General features: G+C 72.8%; 15 protein-coding genes, 2 pseudogenes and 1 riboswitch. Of the genes and pseudogenes, 8 read left to right on the top strand and 9 right to left on the bottom strand.

Annotated elements, in window-relative coordinates; genetic code table 11:
* Positions 1-113 precede the first annotated feature (113 nt).
* On the bottom strand, positions 114-851 hold the full coding sequence (locus tag ACF1BN_RS08920) for a translation initiation factor IF-2 (RefSeq protein WP_392330897.1): 738 nt from the start codon (positions 849-851) through the stop codon (positions 114-116).
* 185 nt (positions 852-1,036) lie between these two features.
* Entirely contained in the window at positions 1,037-1,369 is a 333-nt protein-coding gene (locus tag ACF1BN_RS08915; protein ID WP_392330896.1) for a glyoxalase superfamily protein, read from the bottom strand.
* Between the two features lie 503 nt (positions 1,370-1,872).
* Here ACF1BN_RS08915 and ACF1BN_RS08910 point away from each other — a divergent pair.
* The 4 genes from ACF1BN_RS08910 (at position 1,873) to ACF1BN_RS08895 (ending at position 5,767) form a co-directional block, all read left to right on the top strand.
* Positions 1,873-2,535: a deoxynucleoside kinase gene (locus tag ACF1BN_RS08910; RefSeq protein ID WP_392330895.1), complete on the top strand. Its 663-nt coding sequence runs from the start codon at positions 1,873-1,875 to the stop codon at positions 2,533-2,535.
* A 96-nt stretch (positions 2,536-2,631) separates the two neighbouring features.
* A riboswitch (cobalamin riboswitch) is annotated at positions 2,632-2,755 on the top strand.
* Positions 2,756-2,841: 86 nt separating this feature from the next.
* Entirely contained in the window at positions 2,842-3,903 is a 1,062-nt protein-coding gene (locus tag ACF1BN_RS08905) for an ABC transporter substrate-binding protein (RefSeq protein WP_392330894.1), read from the top strand.
* Entirely contained in the window at positions 3,900-4,976 is a 1,077-nt protein-coding gene (locus ACF1BN_RS08900) for a FecCD family ABC transporter permease (RefSeq protein WP_392330893.1), read from the top strand. The genes ACF1BN_RS08905 and ACF1BN_RS08900 overlap by 4 nt, the downstream gene beginning before the upstream one ends.
* Positions 4,973-5,767, top strand: coding sequence for an ABC transporter ATP-binding protein (locus tag ACF1BN_RS08895; protein WP_392330892.1), 795 nt, complete (start codon positions 4,973-4,975; stop codon positions 5,765-5,767). Before ACF1BN_RS08900 ends, ACF1BN_RS08895 begins: the two co-directional genes overlap by 4 nt.
* A gap of 22 nt (positions 5,768-5,789) precedes the next feature.
* On the opposite strand, the gene ACF1BN_RS08890 is transcribed toward ACF1BN_RS08895, so the two are convergent.
* The gene (locus ACF1BN_RS08890) at positions 5,790-6,260 is read right to left on the bottom strand and encodes an SRPBCC family protein (protein ID WP_392330891.1); all 471 of its coding nucleotides are present in this window, start codon (positions 6,258-6,260) and stop codon (positions 5,790-5,792) included.
* A gap of 284 nt (positions 6,261-6,544) precedes the next feature.
* On the opposite strand from ACF1BN_RS08890, the gene ACF1BN_RS08885 reads away from it, so the two are divergent.
* The 4 genes and pseudogenes from ACF1BN_RS08885 to ACF1BN_RS08870 all read left to right on the top strand — a co-directional run.
* Positions 6,545-7,849, top strand: coding sequence for a GAF domain-containing protein (locus ACF1BN_RS08885; protein WP_392330890.1), 1,305 nt, complete (start codon positions 6,545-6,547; stop codon positions 7,847-7,849).
* A gap of 121 nt (positions 7,850-7,970) precedes the next feature.
* Positions 7,971-9,494, top strand: a complete 1,524-nt coding sequence (locus ACF1BN_RS08880) for an aldehyde dehydrogenase family protein (RefSeq protein ID WP_392330889.1) — start codon at positions 7,971-7,973, stop codon at positions 9,492-9,494.
* 26 nt (positions 9,495-9,520) lie between these two features.
* Positions 9,521-9,721, top strand: a pseudogene (locus ACF1BN_RS08875) (transposase); the annotation flags it as partial.
* A pseudogene (locus ACF1BN_RS08870) lies at positions 9,684-10,043 on the top strand (IclR family transcriptional regulator C-terminal domain-containing protein); the annotation flags it as partial. The pseudogenes ACF1BN_RS08875 and ACF1BN_RS08870, both read left to right, overlap by 38 nt.
* Here ACF1BN_RS08870 and ACF1BN_RS08865 read toward each other — a convergent pair.
* From ACF1BN_RS08865 to ACF1BN_RS08840, 6 genes are all read right to left on the bottom strand, one after another.
* Positions 9,944-10,606: a DUF1275 family protein gene (locus tag ACF1BN_RS08865; RefSeq protein ID WP_392331016.1), complete on the bottom strand. Its 663-nt coding sequence runs from the start codon at positions 10,604-10,606 to the stop codon at positions 9,944-9,946. The pseudogene ACF1BN_RS08870 and the gene ACF1BN_RS08865 sit on opposite strands and share 100 nt — an antisense overlap.
* A gap of 131 nt (positions 10,607-10,737) precedes the next feature.
* Entirely contained in the window at positions 10,738-10,929 is a 192-nt protein-coding gene (locus tag ACF1BN_RS08860) for a hypothetical protein (protein WP_392330888.1), read from the bottom strand.
* A gap of 194 nt (positions 10,930-11,123) precedes the next feature.
* Positions 11,124-11,480, bottom strand: a complete 357-nt coding sequence (locus tag ACF1BN_RS08855) for a DoxX family protein (protein ID WP_392330887.1) — start codon at positions 11,478-11,480, stop codon at positions 11,124-11,126.
* An 84-nt stretch (positions 11,481-11,564) separates the two neighbouring features.
* The gene (locus ACF1BN_RS08850; RefSeq protein ID WP_392330886.1) at positions 11,565-12,572 is read right to left on the bottom strand and encodes a TolB family protein; all 1,008 of its coding nucleotides are present in this window, start codon (positions 12,570-12,572) and stop codon (positions 11,565-11,567) included.
* The gene (locus tag ACF1BN_RS08845; RefSeq protein ID WP_392330885.1) at positions 12,572-13,828 is read right to left on the bottom strand and encodes an MFS transporter; all 1,257 of its coding nucleotides are present in this window, start codon (positions 13,826-13,828) and stop codon (positions 12,572-12,574) included. Before ACF1BN_RS08845 ends, ACF1BN_RS08850 begins: the two co-directional genes overlap by 1 nt.
* A 34-nt stretch (positions 13,829-13,862) precedes the next feature.
* A complete protein-coding gene (locus ACF1BN_RS08840) occupies positions 13,863-15,269 on the bottom strand; it encodes an RICIN domain-containing protein (RefSeq protein WP_392330884.1) in 1,407 nt (468 codons plus the stop codon).
* Positions 15,270-15,515 lie beyond the last annotated feature (246 nt).

The raw sequence follows: 15,515 nt of genomic DNA, 5'->3' as shown, positions 1-15,515 counted from the left end.
GGCACGTCCGGGAGAGGCCCCGGATCCCCGAGGGCCCGCACCTGGTCGTGATCGACAAGGGAAGACACACCACTGGGAGTTCACGCTCACCCCGCCCCCTTGAGCGGGGCCGCTCAGTGCGGCAGGGGCAGGGGGTTCAGGGCGTAGGCGACGTCGCAGCCGCCTTCCCCGGGCATGCGCTGGATCCTCGGGGGCGTCCAGACCTCCGGCTTCTTGCCGGGTGTCACGCGGGCGAGGACGCAGTCCTGGGGGTCGAAGCCGTTGCCCTTCAAAGACAGGTGGACGCCGACCCTGCCTCCGGACGCGAGCACCTCGGTACGGATCGCCGGGTCCAGGTCCAGGCCGGCGAGCGCACCGCGTACCTCCGCCTCGTCCGCCTTGCCGTCCTTCGAGACCTCGGAGAGTGCCGCGTGCAGCTTGCCGGAGGGCAGTTCGGGCGGGGCGGGAGGCGGGGCGAAGGTCAGCGGGAGGTTGTCGGGGCAGTCGACGTCACGAGGGACCTCGCGCCACTCCGCCGCGGGCGACACCCGCACCTCGAAGCAGCGGTGCACGACGATCTCCTGGACGTCGAACCAGCCGTCGTACGCGGAGCCGGAGGTGCGGACGACCACGTCGACGCCGTCGCCTTCGTGCGTCGACGTGCCGCTCAGTCCCAGGACTTCCACGCCGTCGATGCCGGAGGCGGAGCGCCCGACCTCCTCCGCGGTACGCGGACGCTGGCTGTGGAGCCGCTCGCCCGCCTTCCGCGCCACCTCGCGCGCGGCGTCCGTCGCGTCCCCTTCGGAGTTCTGCAGCACACCGCAGCCCACGGTGAGCAGCAACAGCGGTACGAGCAACGGCAATCGGCGCATGCGCTCACCCTTCCGGTGCCGCGCGGGAGCGGGCGACCGCTCACGTACTCAGACCGGGGTAGGTGATCGTACTCAGCTCGTACGACGATCACCCGCGCCGCCCTGCCTTCCCACATCAGCCCTACGGCGTCCGTCCTTCGACATCAGCCCTCCGCCGTCCGCCCTGCGGCATCGGCCCTCCGGCGTCAGCCCTGCGGCGTGGCGATCCGCAGCCGGTTCCCGTCGGGGTCCCGCAGCTCGAACTCGCGCCCCCACGGGACGTCCTCCACCCGCGCGCCGAACTCGGCGGCGACGGCATCGACGTCGCGCACGCGGAGGTAGACCAGCGTGTCGGGGCGGGCGTCGCCCTCATGCTCGGACAGGAACAGGCGGACCCCGCCCCGGGCGACCTCGACGAACGCGGGGAATCCCGGTTCGAAGCGGTGCTCCCACTGCTGGGCGAAGCCCAGGCGCTCGTACCAGGCCACGGCCACCGCGGCGTTCTCCACGCGGAGAATGGGGATGACTTCCTCGTGCATGGCGGCATCCTCGCAGACCCCACTGACAGACCCCGCCGACCGAACCCACCGAACCCACAGGCCGACCCCGACGACCGACCCGATGACCGACCCGACCGGCGGACCACCCCGGGACCGCCACGTCCGAAAACCGCCGGCCCCGGGTGAAGATCCGTCCCCCTCGCCCGGCTCCCGGCCCCCGGCTCCCGGCTCCCGGCCTCCGGCTCCCCGGCCCCGCCGGCCGCTCCGACTCGCCCCAAGACCGGGGCGACCGCCCCCGACGCCGGGGCGGAGCGCTCCGGCCGGATCGTCATCTAAAATTTGACGCGGCTGCGGGGCCGCGGCCTGCCGCTTCGAGCGGCGGGCGCGGTACGGCCGGCCCATCGGGACCGCACGGCGTCGATCACGGAATGACCTTGATCACGTCTCCCCGGGGAATCGCCTGACCACCGGCGCGCGTCCGAGTGGTACGGGAGGCCCAGCTCCCCGTCCACGTACAGAAGACCCCCAGGGAGAAGTGAGGTATGCCGGTGATCTGCGTCGGAGGCATGATCGGGATCGGCAAGACGAGTGTGGCCGAGCTGCTCGCCAGGGAGCTGGGCACCGAGGTCTTCTACGAGAGCGTGGACGACAACCCGATCCTGCCGCTCTTCTACTCGGCGAGCCCCGAGGAGATCCAGGCGAAGCGCTACCCCTTCCTCCTCCAGCTGTACTTCCTCCAGACCCGGTTCGCCGCGATCAAGGAGGCGTACAAGCAGGACGACAGCGTCCTCGACCGGTCGATCTACGAGGACTGGTACTTCGCCAAGGTCAACCACGACCTGGGCCGGATCAGCTCCCTGGAGATGCAGGTCTACGAGGGACTGCTCGACGAGATGATGCGCGAGATCGAGGGGCTGCCTTACCGCAAGGCGCCCGACCTCATGGTCTATCTGAAGGCGGACTTCGAGACGGTCCTGCACCGCATCGGACTGCGGGGGCGCGACTTCGAGCAGGACGAGGGCCTGGTCGAGTACTACCGCACGCTCTGGTCCGGGTACGACGACTGGGTGCACCGGCACTACTCCGCCAGCGACGTCCTCGTCGTCGACATGAACAACACCGATGTCGTGAACAACCCCGAGGACGCCGCCCGCGTGGCCCAGGAGGTCAAGAACGCCCTGGCGGAGGTCGCGCACCGCGTCTGACCTGCGCGGGACCCCGGGCGGCGGCAAGATCCCCTGTGATAGCTTGCCCGGGCCAGTCGCACCTCTGTACGTATCGAGGCGGTACGTGCACGGGTCAGGGAATCCGGTGGGAATCCGGAGCTGACGCGCAGCGGTGAGGGTGACGGGCGGGACAACGGCCACTGGGCCCCTCGGGGCCCGGGAAGGCGTCCCGTCCGGACGATCCCGAGTCCGAAGACCTGCTGGCGCCCCGGAGGGCGCACCGCCGTCCGGGGAGCTCCGTACGACAGGCTCCGCGCATGAGCCGTGACGCAGAGGACTCCCGCCGTGCCCTTCGCACACCCCGTCCGCTCCGCCGTGCTGTTCGTGGCCGGTGCCGTTCTCGTCGCCGGCTGCGGCGCGGGCGACCCGGCCTCCGGGCCCTCGGGGAAGGGCCGGGACACCGGCCGGGGTTCCGGCGCGGCCGCCGGCCCCGTCGGTCTCGACAACTGCGGGCAGCGGGTCGAGGTGGCCGAGCCGCCCCGCCGGGCCGTGGCCCTCGACCAGGGATCGGCCGAGATCCTGCTCTCGCTCGGGCTGGCCGACCGCATGGTGGGCACGGCCACCTGGACGGACCCGGTCCTCAAGGGGCTGGAGCAGGCGAACGCCCGGGTCCCCCGGCTCGCCGAGCGGTATCCGTCGTTCGAGAAGGTGCTCGATGCCGAGCCCGACTTCGTCAGCGCCTCGTTCCTCTACACGCTGGGCAAGGGTGGAGTCGCGCCCCGTGAGCGGTTCGCGAAGCTCGGCGTGCCCACCTACCTCTCCCCCTCCGACTGCGTCGGCAAGGACAACAGCGGCGACGGCGACGGCGTGCGGACCGCGCCGCTGACCATGGACACCGTGTACGGCGAGGTCCGCGACCTGGCCAGGATCTTCGGGGTGCCGGAGCGCGGCGAGAAGCTGGTCGGCGAGCTCAGCGCCCGGGTCGCGAAGGCGAAGGCCGGCGCCGACTTCGGCGGCGCCTCCGTCCTCTACTGGTTCTCCGACTCCCAGGGCCCCTACATGGCGGGCTGCTGCGGCGCGCCGGGCATCGTGAGCGGGGTGCTCGGGGTGAAGAACGTCTTCGACGACACGAAGGAGGAGTGGCCGCAGATCAACTGGGAGACCGTCGCCGACCGCGACCCCGACGTGCTGGTGATCGCCGACCTGACCCGCAAGGCCCAGTCCGCCGAGAGCGCCGCGAAGAAGATCGAGTTCCTGGAGTCGCACCCCGTCACGCGGAACATGACGGCGGTGCGCGAGAAGCGGTACGTCACCCTCAGCGGCCAGGCCATGAACCCCACGATCCGTACCGTCGAAGGCATCGAACAGCTGGCCGCCGCGCTGCGGACGCACGGGCTCGCGAAGTGATCCGGCCGGGTCCGGCCGCCGGTCCCGCCGAGGCGGGCGTGGCCGGGGGCCGGCGCCGTGCCGCGGTCGGCACGGCGGTCGCGGGGACGGCCGGGGTCCTCCTCCTGTGCGTCTCCGTGGCGCTCGCCGTCACCATCGGTCCGGCCGACATCCGCGTCGCGGACGCCTGGACCGTGATCGTGTCGCACCTCGGCGGCGAGGCGTCCGCGCTGAGCCCCCTCCGGGAGGGCATCGTCTGGGAACTGCGGCTGCCGCGCACCCTCCTCGCCGCCGCGTGCGGCGCCGGGCTCGCGGTCTGCGGCGCGGTGATGCAGTCGCTGCTGCGCAACCCGCTCGCCGACCCCTTCGTGCTGGGCGTCTCCTCGGGCGCGTCGACCGGGGCGGTCTCCGTCGTCGTCCTCGGCGTGGGCGGGGGTGCGCTGTCCGTCGCGGGAGGGGCGTTCCTGGGCGCGCTCGGTTCGTTCGGCCTCGTCCTGCTGCTCAGCCACACGCTGGGCGGTTCGACGGACCGCGTCGTGCTGGCGGGCGTGGCCGCGATGCAGCTCTTCTCCGCGCTGACCTCGTTCGTGGTGATGACCGCCGCCGACGCCGAGACCACCCGGGGCATCCTCTTCTGGCTGCTCGGCTCGCTCGGCGGGGCGGACTGGTCCGACGTCGGCGTGTGCGCCGCCGTCCTGGCCGTCGCGCTGCTGGTGTGCGGCGGCTACGCCCGTACGCTGGACGCCTTCGCGTTCGGGGAGGACGCGGCGGCGACGCTGGGCGTGGCCGTGGCGCGCACGCGGCTGGTGCTGCTGTCGGTCACCGCGCTGCTCACCGCCGTCCTCGTCGCCGCGGCCGGCGCGATCGGCTTCGTCGGCCTGGTCCTGCCGCACGCGGTGCGCGCCCTCGCCGGCCCCGGTCACGCCAGGCTGCTGCCGCTGACCGCGCTCGCCGGGGCCGTCTTCCTGGTGTGGGCGGACACCCTCGCCCGCACGGTCCTCGACCCGCAGGAGGTCCCGGTCGGCGTGGTGACGTCGCTCGTGGGCGTCCCCGCCTTCGTCCTCGTCCTGTACCGCACCAGGAGCCCCCGATGACCGGCACGTCGACGTCGGTCCACGGCGGTACGGGGCTCCGCGCCGCCCGGGTCTCGCGGACGGCCGGCGGGGCACTGGTGCTGGACGGGGTGAGCATCGCGCCGCGTCCGGGCACGCTGACCGGGCTGCTGGGGCCGAACGGCTCGGGGAAGTCCACGCTGCTGCGCGTCCTGGCGGGCGTCCTCGCGCCGGAGACGGGGGTCGTGACCCTGGACGGCGAACGGCTGGGCGCGGTCCCACGCCGTGCGCTCGCCCGGCGGGTCGCCGTCGTCGAGCAGCACGCCGACACCCAGGTGGACCTCACCGTGGCGGACGCCGTACGCCTCGGCCGCGTCCCGCACCGCCGGGCGTGGTCGCCCCCGACGCCCGCCGACGAGGAGGCCGTCCGGTCCGCGCTCGCCCGCACCGGCCTCACCGATCGCGCGCACCGCGCCTGGCGCACCCTCTCCGGCGGCGAGCGCCAGCGCGTCCAGCTCGCCCGCGCCCTCGCCCAGGAGCCGCGCGAACTGCTGCTCGACGAGCCGACCAACCACCTCGACGTCCACCACCAGCTCGCCCTGATGGCCCTCGTCTCGGATCTGCGCCTCACCTGCGTCATGGCCCTGCACGACCTCAACCTCGCGGCGATGTACTGCGATCACGTGGTCGTGCTCCACGAGGGCCGCGTCGCGGCGGCCGGTCCGGTGGACGAGGTCCTCACCGCGGAGCTCGTCTCCGAGGTCTACGGCGTCCGCGCCGCGGTGACCCACCCGGACCCGGACGGCCGCCCGCACATCCGCTTCGTCCGCTGACCGCTCCCTCCGCGGGCGGCCCTCAGGCGGAGGACGCGGGCGCCGGCCGGTCCGCTCCGTGCTGCTCGCGGACGGCGATGCGGGCGAGCTTCGTCAGCATCATGCCGTTGCGGATGGAGACGAGGTAGTCGACGGGGAGGCCGTGCATGCGGGTGCCGGGGCCGCGCAGGGGATGCCATTCGAGCAGGAAGAGGGTGTTCCCGCCCCAGGGGACGAGGTGCATGGCGATGCGGGCCGCGCCGAACGGGTCCGCCTTCGCCTCCAGTTCGAGCCGGCGCCCGGGCTCGCAGATGCGGACCACGCACGTGTCGTCCAGCGTGACGGGACCGACGCCCACCCTGACCTGGAGCCGGGCGCCCACCTCGGGCCAGTGCGGGTCGGCGGCGATGACCCGCTGCGTGCCCGAGACCCATTCGCCGTAGCGCCCGCCGTCGGACAGCAGGCTCCACACCTTGGACGGCGGGCTCAGGATCAAACGGCGATTCCGGGACACTGCGACCGCCTTCTCTCTTCCGTCGGGAACGACGTCCTCGGGCTCGGCCGACGCTATCCGCACCGCGCCGTCCCGGCACGCACGGCGGGCCGTGTGTCGTACGACGGGTGCCCTGCGGGATCGGCGCCCCGTGCGTCCGGGCCTCGATCCGGGCGGCGCCCCGCCGTACCGCTTCCTCCGGCTCCCGCGCGAGGCTCGCGCGGGCAGCGGGACCCGCGGCTCCCGGACAGGTGGCATATGCGGCCCCTCCCGGGTGCTTGTCGGGGGCGGGCGGGGCCACGACGATGTGCGCCGGGAAGCCGTACGTCCTCGATGGGGAGGCCGAGTTGAGCGAGGCGACGTCGACACGGAGGAGCGGGCCGCGGGAGTCGGGACCGGAGCGGCGGCCGGGAGCGCGGGCGGCGGTGCGGGAGCTGGTCGCGGAGTCGTGGCGAAGGTCGGAGCGCGCCCGGGTGAGCCGGGACGGGGCGGCGCCGACGGAGCTGGAGGAGGCGGAGGTGACCGCGTACCGGGAGGGGCATCCGCTGGCCGTCGTCATGCCGGTCATCCGGGAACTGCTCGGCGCGGACGCGCTGGACGGCGGGCACGTCCTCGCGGTGTGCGACGCGGGCGGGCGGCTGCTCTGGGTCGAGGGGGACCCCGCGACGCTGCGGCAGGCGCGGCGGATGAACTTCGTGGCCGGGGCCGGCTGGGCCGAGGCCGCCGCCGGGACGAACGCGCCGGGCACCGCCCTCGCCGTCGGCCGCCCGGTGCAGGTGGTGTCCGCGGAGCACTTCCGGCCGCCGGTACGGGACTGGACGTGCGCGGCGGCGCCGCTGCACGATCCGCGCAGCGGCCGGCTCCTCGGCGCCGTCGACCTCACCGGCGGCGAGCGGCTCGCCCACCCGCACAGCCTCGGCCTGGTACGGGCCGTGGCCCGGGCGGCGGAGACCCAGCTGGCGCTCCTCGCCCCTCCCCCGGCGCCGGACCGCCCCCGGCTGACCGCGCTCGGCCGGGACGAGGCGCTGCTCACGGTGGACGGACGGCGGCTGCGGCTGAGCCGACGGCACAGCGAGATCATGGTGGTGCTCGCGCACCGCACGGAGGGGGTGACGGGGGAACAACTGCTGACCCTCCTCTACGAGGACGAGTCGGTCACACCGGTGACGCTGCGCGCGGAGCTGTCCCGGCTGCGGGCCCTGCTCGGCCCGGAGCTGCTGCGCTCGCGCCCGTACCGCCTCGCCGTCGCGGTGGACGCGGACTTCACGGCGGTGGACCGACGGCTCGCCTCGGGGGCGGTGGCGGTCGCCGCCGGGGAGTACGCGGGCCCGCTGCTGCCGGGATCGGCCGCGCCCGGGGTGGTACGCCTGCGGGACCGGCTGGCGGACCGGCTGCGGGCGGCTCTGGTGGCGCGGGCGGATCCGCGGCTGCTGGCGGACTGGGCGTACAGCGCGTGGGGCGAGGAGGACGTGGAGGTGTGGCGGGCGCTGTGCGCGGCCGTGCCGGCGGCGCAGCTGGCTCCGGTACGCGCCCGGCTCGACGCCCTGGAGGAGGAACTGTCCTCCGGTGCAACGGGGTTGCAACGTCCGCTCGCGCACACTCGGCGGTGAGGAGAGCGCTCCGGCCGGGACGGCGGGCGCGCCTGCTCACGGCCCGGTCGTCCGCGTGCCCCGCTCACGGTGGCCCGGCGGCCAGGACCCGGATCCGTCCGACCCGCAGGGAGGTCTGCCCATGACCCGCTACGCCTCGCCCGGCACCGAGGGCGCGCTGATGGCGTACCAGCCGCGCTACGACCACTGGATCGGCGGCGAGTACGTCGCCCCGGCCGACGGCCGGTACTTCGAGAACCCGAGCCCGGTCGACGGCAAGCCGTTCACCGAGGTCGCGCGGGGCTCGGCCGAGGACGTCGAGCGCGCCCTGGACGCGGCGCACGCGGCCGCGCCGGCGTGGGGGCGCACCTCGGCGGCCGAGCGGGCGGGGGTGCTGCTGAGGATCGCCGACCGGATGGAGGCGAACCTGGAGGCGCTCGCGGTCGCGGAGACCTGGGACAACGGCAAGCCGGTCCGGGAGACGCTGGCCGCCGACATCCCGCTCGCGATCGACCACTTCCGCTACTTCGCGGGGGCGCTGCGGGCGCAGGAGGGCTCGCTCAGCCAGCTCGACGAGGACACGGTGGCGTACCACTTCCACGAGCCGCTGGGGGTCGTGGCGCAGATCATCCCGTGGAACTTCCCGATCCTGATGGCGGTGTGGAAGCTCGCACCGGCGCTGGCGGCGGGCAACGCGGTCGTGCTGAAGCCGGCGGAGCAGACCCCGGCGTCGGTGCACTACTGGCTGAGCCTGGTCGCGGACCTGCTGCCGCCGGGTGTCCTGAACATCGTCAACGGCTTCGGCGAGGAGGCCGGGAAGCCGCTCGCCTCCTCGCCCCGGGTGGCCAAGATCGCCTTCACCGGCGAGACGTCGACGGGCCGCCTGATCATGCAGTACGCCACCGAGAATCTGAAGCCGGTGACGCTGGAGCTGGGCGGCAAGTCGCCGAACATCTTCTTCGACGACGTGTGGGCGGCGGACGACGACTTCCGGGACAAGGCGCTGGAGGGCTTCACGATGTTCGCCCTCAACCAGGGCGAGGTCTGCACCTGTCCCTCTCGGGCTCTGGTGCAGCGGGGTCACTACGGCGACTTCCTGGAGGCGGCGGTCGTCCGTACGGAGGCGATCGTCGCGGGCCACCCGCTGGACCCGGAGACGATGATCGGCGCGCAGGCGTCGGCCGAGCAGCTGAAGAAGATCCTCTCGTACCTGGAGATCGGCCAGCAGGAGGGTGCCAAGATCCTGACGGGTGGTCAGCAGGTCGGCCACGGAGGCGACCTGGAGGGCGGCTACTACATCCAGCCGACGATCTTCGAGGGCGACAACCGCATGCGGATCTTCCAGGAGGAGATCTTCGGCCCGGTCGTGGCGGTGACCTCCTTCACTGACTTCGACGACGCCATCCGCACGGCGAACGACACCCTGTACGGCCTGGGCGCCGGGGTCTGGACCCGCGACACCAACACCGCCTACCGCGCGGGCCGCGCCATCCAGGCGGGCCGCGTCTGGACGAACTGCTACCACGCCTACCCGGCCCACAGTGCTTTCGGAGGCTATAAGCAGTCGGGCATCGGCCGGGAGACCCACAAGATGATGCTGGAGCACTACCAGCAGACGAAGAACCTGCTGGTCAGCTACTCGCCGAAGAAGCTCGGGTTCTTCTAGGCGGCGTCCTCAAGTGATCACGGCTGGTGGATCATGGTGTCGTGATACGTCGCCATGAACTGTCCGATGCCGAGTGGGAGTTCGTCCGGCCGTTGCTGCCCGAGTCGTTGCGGGGGCGGAAGCGGCTGGACGACCGTAGGGTGCTGAACGGGATCGTGTGGAAGTTCCGGACCGGGACGGCCTGGCGGGATGTGCCCGAGCGTTATGGTCCGCTGGCGACGCTGCATACGCGTTTCTCAGGTGGGCGATGGACGGGACGTTCGACCGGATGTTGCGGGCCGCGCAGGCGAAGGCGGACGCGGCGGGCGACATCGAGTGGCTCGTGTCGGTCGATTCCACGGTCGTCCGAGCCCACCAGCATGCCGCCGGAGCCCGAAAAGGGGGCTCCGAGACCCGGCTCCCGGCCGGTCCAAGGGCGGACTGGAGTTGCGGACGGCCCGCGAGAAGGGCTACGCCGTCGACGACCAGGAGACGAGCGAAGGCGTCCTCTGCGTCGCCGTCGCGGTGCCGGGTCTCCCCGACCCGGGGCAGCGCTTCGCGGTCAGCTCGTCCGTGCTCAAGTCGCGGGCGACGCCGGAGCGCGTGGCCGCCCTCACGGAGCTGATCTCGGGAGTGGTCCGGCGGCTCGGCAGAGCGGGGGCGCGATGAGGTGACGGCCACGACGGCGCCGGGCTCCGCCGTGGCCGTCGTCGCCTGGTCGGCAGGACCGCTCCGGGCCGCCTCACGGGTCGCGGGGTCCGCGGGAGACCGCGTATCCCCCCCATCGCCCCCAGGACGCCCGCGGCCGCGACCAGCAGGGCGGCGGTGATGCCGACGCGCAGCAGCAGCGTGCCGATCGCCGCGCCGGCCCAGACGGCCGCCGGCCCCGCGACCCGATAACCCTGGCCGGGGGCACCCGTCCCGCCACCCAGATCCGAGTGCCGGATCCAGGTGACCAGGGTGCCGGTGACGAGGGTGGTGTTGAGGACGGCCCCGAGCCGCCGCATGGTCGCGCTGCGCACGCCCATCGCCAGGGCCGTCGAGGCGATCACCGCGTAGCGCCGCGCGGACGGCTCACCCTGGACGGGCGGCAGGCCGATGGCGAACAGCGCGCCGATGACCAGGAAGGCCACCGCGTCGACGATCCCCGTGACCGCGGTCAGCACGACGAGCACCCGGGGCAGCGGATCCGCGGGACCGGGCGCGGACGTGTTCACATAAGAAGCATGTACCAGGGGGCCGGGCGCGCTGCCGGGGCCACGGCCTACGGGGACGAGGTACCGGGACGACCCGCGTGACAGGAGGCGCACACGCCGACGAGCTCGACCGTGTGCTCCACCGCCGAGAAGCCCCGCTCGCCGGCCACCTCCACCACGCAGCGCTCGACGGGACGCGCGTCGACGGGCCGGCTGACGCGGCAGAGCCCGCAGATGAGGTGGTGACGGTGGCCTCGCACGCCGCGCAGCCTGCGACAGCAGACGGTGCGGATGCCGGGCCGAGACGAACCTCATGGACTCCGTCAAGGCTGCAACGACCGCTGCCCGCTGCTGTGTTGACTCCCGGCAACCTCGTACCACTCCTCTCACACGTGACGACACCGAGCGTATACACTCATGAAAATCATACCCATAAGGATCCCGCCGGTGCCGGTCACCAGGTGTCGTGATAAGTCAGGTTCGTGAACAGCGCGGCCACGGGCAGGCAGAAGAACACGGCCCATGCGCCCAGCTGGTGGTCACCGACCCGGAGGTGTACCCAGAGCGCGCCGAGGAAGTACAGCACGAGCCCGACGGCCGCGATCACACCCAGCGGCGGCACGGCGAACCCGGCCACCAACCCCAGCGCCCCCGCGCCCATCGCCGTACCGAGCAGAGGCATCCACGAATGGGGGATGCCCATCTTGTCCGCCTGACTCTTGGGATAGTCGTGGCCGATGAGATTGGCGACGGCCGCGGAACCGTTGAGGACCGCGGTGAGGACGGTGACGACGAAGTAGGTGGCGAACAAGGGAGACTCCTTCTCCTGCGAACGAGAACGGCGAGGGGTGTTCGCCTTCTTGACCACGCAGCGCCTCAGGATGTGACACCTCGGCTACGGCGCTCCTCCGCGGAGCGGAGCGGCGGCGCCCTCCGCCCGCCGGCCGGACGACGGCGCCACCGTGGTCACGGTCGGGGAGCTCCCTTCGATCAGCCGCCGGGGGGTGCCCGAACCGTCGGCGGCGACCGTGAAGACCGCGAGGCCACGGCCCTGGGGGCGGGCGTACGCGACGGTGTCCTCGTCCACCCAAGCGGGCTGGTCGTCGACGTGCGCCTTCTCGGCGAGCGCGACGTCGTGCCGGGTCCGCAGGTCCAGGACGTGGAGCCGCCAGCGGTCGCCGTCGACGCGCTTCTTGTAGGCGACGCGTGTGCCGTCGGGTGAGAGCGAGGGGCACTCCACGTTCTCGCGGACGGAGACGAGCGAACGCGCGCGGGCGTCCCCTCGCATCAGCCAGGTCCTGCCGCGACTACCCATCGTCGCGTAGAAGGTCCGGTCGTCCGCGGCGAAGGTGATGCCCCAGAAATTCCTGTCCTCCTCCCGGTACGGTCGGCCGTCGACGGCGGCGGTGAAGTCCTCCAGCGAGCCGACGTGGGTGCCGTCGCGCAGATCGTAGTAGCCGGCCGTCGTGGAGAAGCGGCCCTGCTGGAGGTAGGAGTCTCCCGAGCGGAACACCGTCCAGGCGACCACGTCGCCGGACGGGGAGACCCGGGCCCTGCTGGGTTCGCCCCATACGGGCAGGATCGCCACGGGGGCCGCCGCGTCGTCGCGGTAGACGCGCATCTCCGACGAGAACGGGCCGGGCAGTCCGCGCAGACAGGCGAGGGTTCCGGCGGCGACCGCCGCACGGGTGCACTCCGGCCCCGCCGCCACCCGCCGGCCGTCCCGTGTCGACTGCTCGACACGGGAGGCGCCGAGGGCCACGGTGACCACGGTCCCCGGCCGCCGGAGGTCGAGGACGCCGGCACGGCTGTCGGCCTCGCTCCCCTGCCAGGCGACGGTTCCCGCCGCTGCGGCGATCAAGGCACCGGCGAGGGCGGCGCCCGTGGCACGGCGGTTCTTCATCATGGACTCCGGCGGAGGTGGAGAGCGATGCCCGCGGTCGCGGCGATCAGGCCCGTGGCGAAGACGGCGAAGGCCGGGGCGAGCCCGCCCCAGGCGGCGAGGCCGCCGAAGGCGACGGCGCCGAAGGCCCGGCAGACCGCTTGCACGCTCTGCACGGCGGCCAGCCCTGTGGTGCGGGCAGCCTCGGCGATGTACGGCGCCACATAGGCCATCAGCACGCCGTCGGTGGCGGCGTAGAACAGCCCGTGCAGCACGAGGGAGACGGCCACGGCGGGCCAGCCCTTGAACGGCGCGAGCAGGACGAAGAGGTAGGCGCAGGCCGCGAAGGCATGTCCGAGGACGAACATCCTCCGTCGCCCGACGCGGTCGGCGAGCCGTCCGACGGGCGCCGCCGCGGCCATGAAGACCAGGGCGGTGGCCAGGGGCAGCAGGGGAAGCGCCTCGACGGGTGCCTCCAGACGCCGTTGGAGTCCGACGAAGAGCGACATGTCGCCGACGGTGAACACCCCGAGGACCGCGGTGGCCAGGAGGCATCGGCGGACCTCGGGGCTCCGCAGCGGCACGAGCCCGTCCCTGAACCCTCTCAGCCGCTCCCCCGCCCGCGCCGCCGTACCCCCGTCCACGAAGGACACCAGGATCACGACACCGGCCGCGGCGAGGCAGAAGCTGACGAGGAAGGCGGTGTCGTAACCACCGGGGACGGCATAGAGGACGGCGAAGGCCAGCAGAGGGCCGAGCAGGGCACCGCAGGTGTCCATGGCCCGGTGCGCGCCGAAGGCCCTGCCCAGGTCTTTCTCGGGTGCGGCATGCGTGATGAGCGCGTCTCTCGGCGCCGTGCGGAGCCCCTTGCCGGCGCGGTCTGCCGCCACCAGGGCTCCCATGCCGGCGAGCGTGGACCCGACGGCGGGCAGGGCGAGCTTGGTGAGCGCCGACAGCCCGTACCCCGCCGTGGCGACGGCCTTGGGGCGCCGCAGCCGGTCGGCGGCGTATCCGCCGCCGAGCCGGAGCAGTGCCGTGGCGCCGGTGTACAGGCCGTCCAGCGCGCCGAGCTGGAGGAACCCGATGCCGAGCCCGTAGACCAGGTACATCGGCAGCACGGCTGTGACCATCTCCGCGGAGGCGTCGGTGAGCAGGCTCACGGTGCCGAGCGCCAGCACGGTGGGCGGCAGTGCCGAGACGGAACGGCCCGGCGCTTCGCGTCGTGCATCCGCGCCGGCGGTCCGTCGGTCCGAGGCGCGGGTGTGGGACAGATACATCAGTGACTCTCCGGCAAGCCCTCTTGCGTGTTTCTCAGGGCAGCTTGACGAAGCGCCAGGTCTGCATGGCACCACCGGAACGTGGCTCCTGGGTGAGCGTCGCTCCGCTGCTCGCCGCCGACGCCGTGAGGGCGAGACCGCCGGCCTCGTTGACGAGCAGGTAGCCGGTTCCGCTGCGCACGATGGACCACGCCTGGTTGACGGCGCCGGAGCACGGCCACTGGATGATCTTCGTACCGGCGCGGGTGGACGAGTTGGGGTTGTCGGCACACATGCCCGAGGCGCCGTTCCTCAGCCGGAAGGTCCCGTCGCTGTTGCGGGTGATGGTCCAGCGCTGGTTGGCGGCGCCGTTGGGGCTCCACGCGACGAGGCCGGTACCGGCGGTGCTGGAGGAGTTCGGGTTGTCGATCGCGGTACCGCTCGCGAGCCGGACCTCGTAGACGGCGCCGGAGACGATCGGCGCAACTCCGGCCGGGCCGGTCTTGGTGTGGCAGCCGCCGCTGACGGAATCCGTGAAGGTCCGCCCGGACGCCGGCATGAACGTGAAATCGTAGCCGGTGGCCGAGAGGTCGAAGCGCCCGACACCGAACGTGTTGTTGTGGAACACCTCCGAAGGCCCGGCGCTGGTGGTACGGCCGGAGTAGAGGCCACGGCCGCCGGTGCCGATCACGAAGGTCCGCAGCCCGTTCACGGCGTCCTCGGTCCCGTCCACCATCGCCGGGGCGAAGCGCTCGTAGTGGTGGTCGTGGCCGACGACGGCGACATCCGCCTTGTAGTCGGTGAGCGCCTTGTACAGCGCGGTCACGGTGGCGTTGTCGCCATGCGTCCCGGAGGAGAACCGGGGGTAGTGCATGTACGCCATGGTGCAGGGACGGTCGCTCTCCGCGAGGTCGGCCCGCAGCCACTTCTCCTGGGCGCTGCCGGCCCCGCGGGGGACGTGCGTGTTGAGCGCGACCATGTGCCAGTCGCCGACGTCGTAGCTGTAGTACCCCTTGTCCCGGCCGCCCGTCGGTACGCCCTTGCTCTCGAAGTAGTCGAAGTAGCCGGCGCCTCCGGGGGTGGAGTACTCGTGATTGCCCGGCGTGGGGTAGGTGGTCGAATGGAAGCTGCCCCAGGTCGGCTCGTACTGGTTCTGGAACTCCGCGAGCGTGCCCTTCTCGTACGCGTTGTCGCCCGCCGTGATGACGGCGTCGGGGGCCATGGCGGCCACGATGTCGGCGGTCTGGCCGCACGCCGCGCCGCAGATGTCGCCCACGGCGGCGACGGTGACCGTCTTCCCCGGGCCCGGAAGGGGGGTGCGGGTGGGGACCGGGGCGGCGGCCGCGGCCGAAGGTTCCTGCGCGACCTGCGAGATGGTGACACCGGCGGCGATCACGAGCAGGGCGAGCGGGGCGGTCACGAGGGTCAGGCGTCGTCTGCGGTGTCGGGCGATGCGAGGCATGGGTGCGTGACTCCAGGCGGCTGGGGTGGGGGGAATCAGAGGGCCGGAAGCGTGCCGGCACGGGGCGGCACAGCGGCACGCAGTACAAGGTATATCGAATATTTCCCCACCTCCGTCATCCCGACGGAGAGTTCATCCACCCTCCCCCGCGGCGCCACCGGCGGTTCACCCCTCCCGCACGGGGGGCGGCGGAGCGAGTCTGCGCCGCGTCCACGAGGACTTGTCCATGGAGGTCGTACCCGAGAC

This window comes from Streptomyces sp. NPDC014861 (genome assembly GCF_043081625.1).
GTDB lineage: Bacteria > Actinomycetota > Actinomycetes > Streptomycetales > Streptomycetaceae > Streptomyces.
This window is presented reverse-complemented; position numbering and strand designations above follow the sequence as displayed.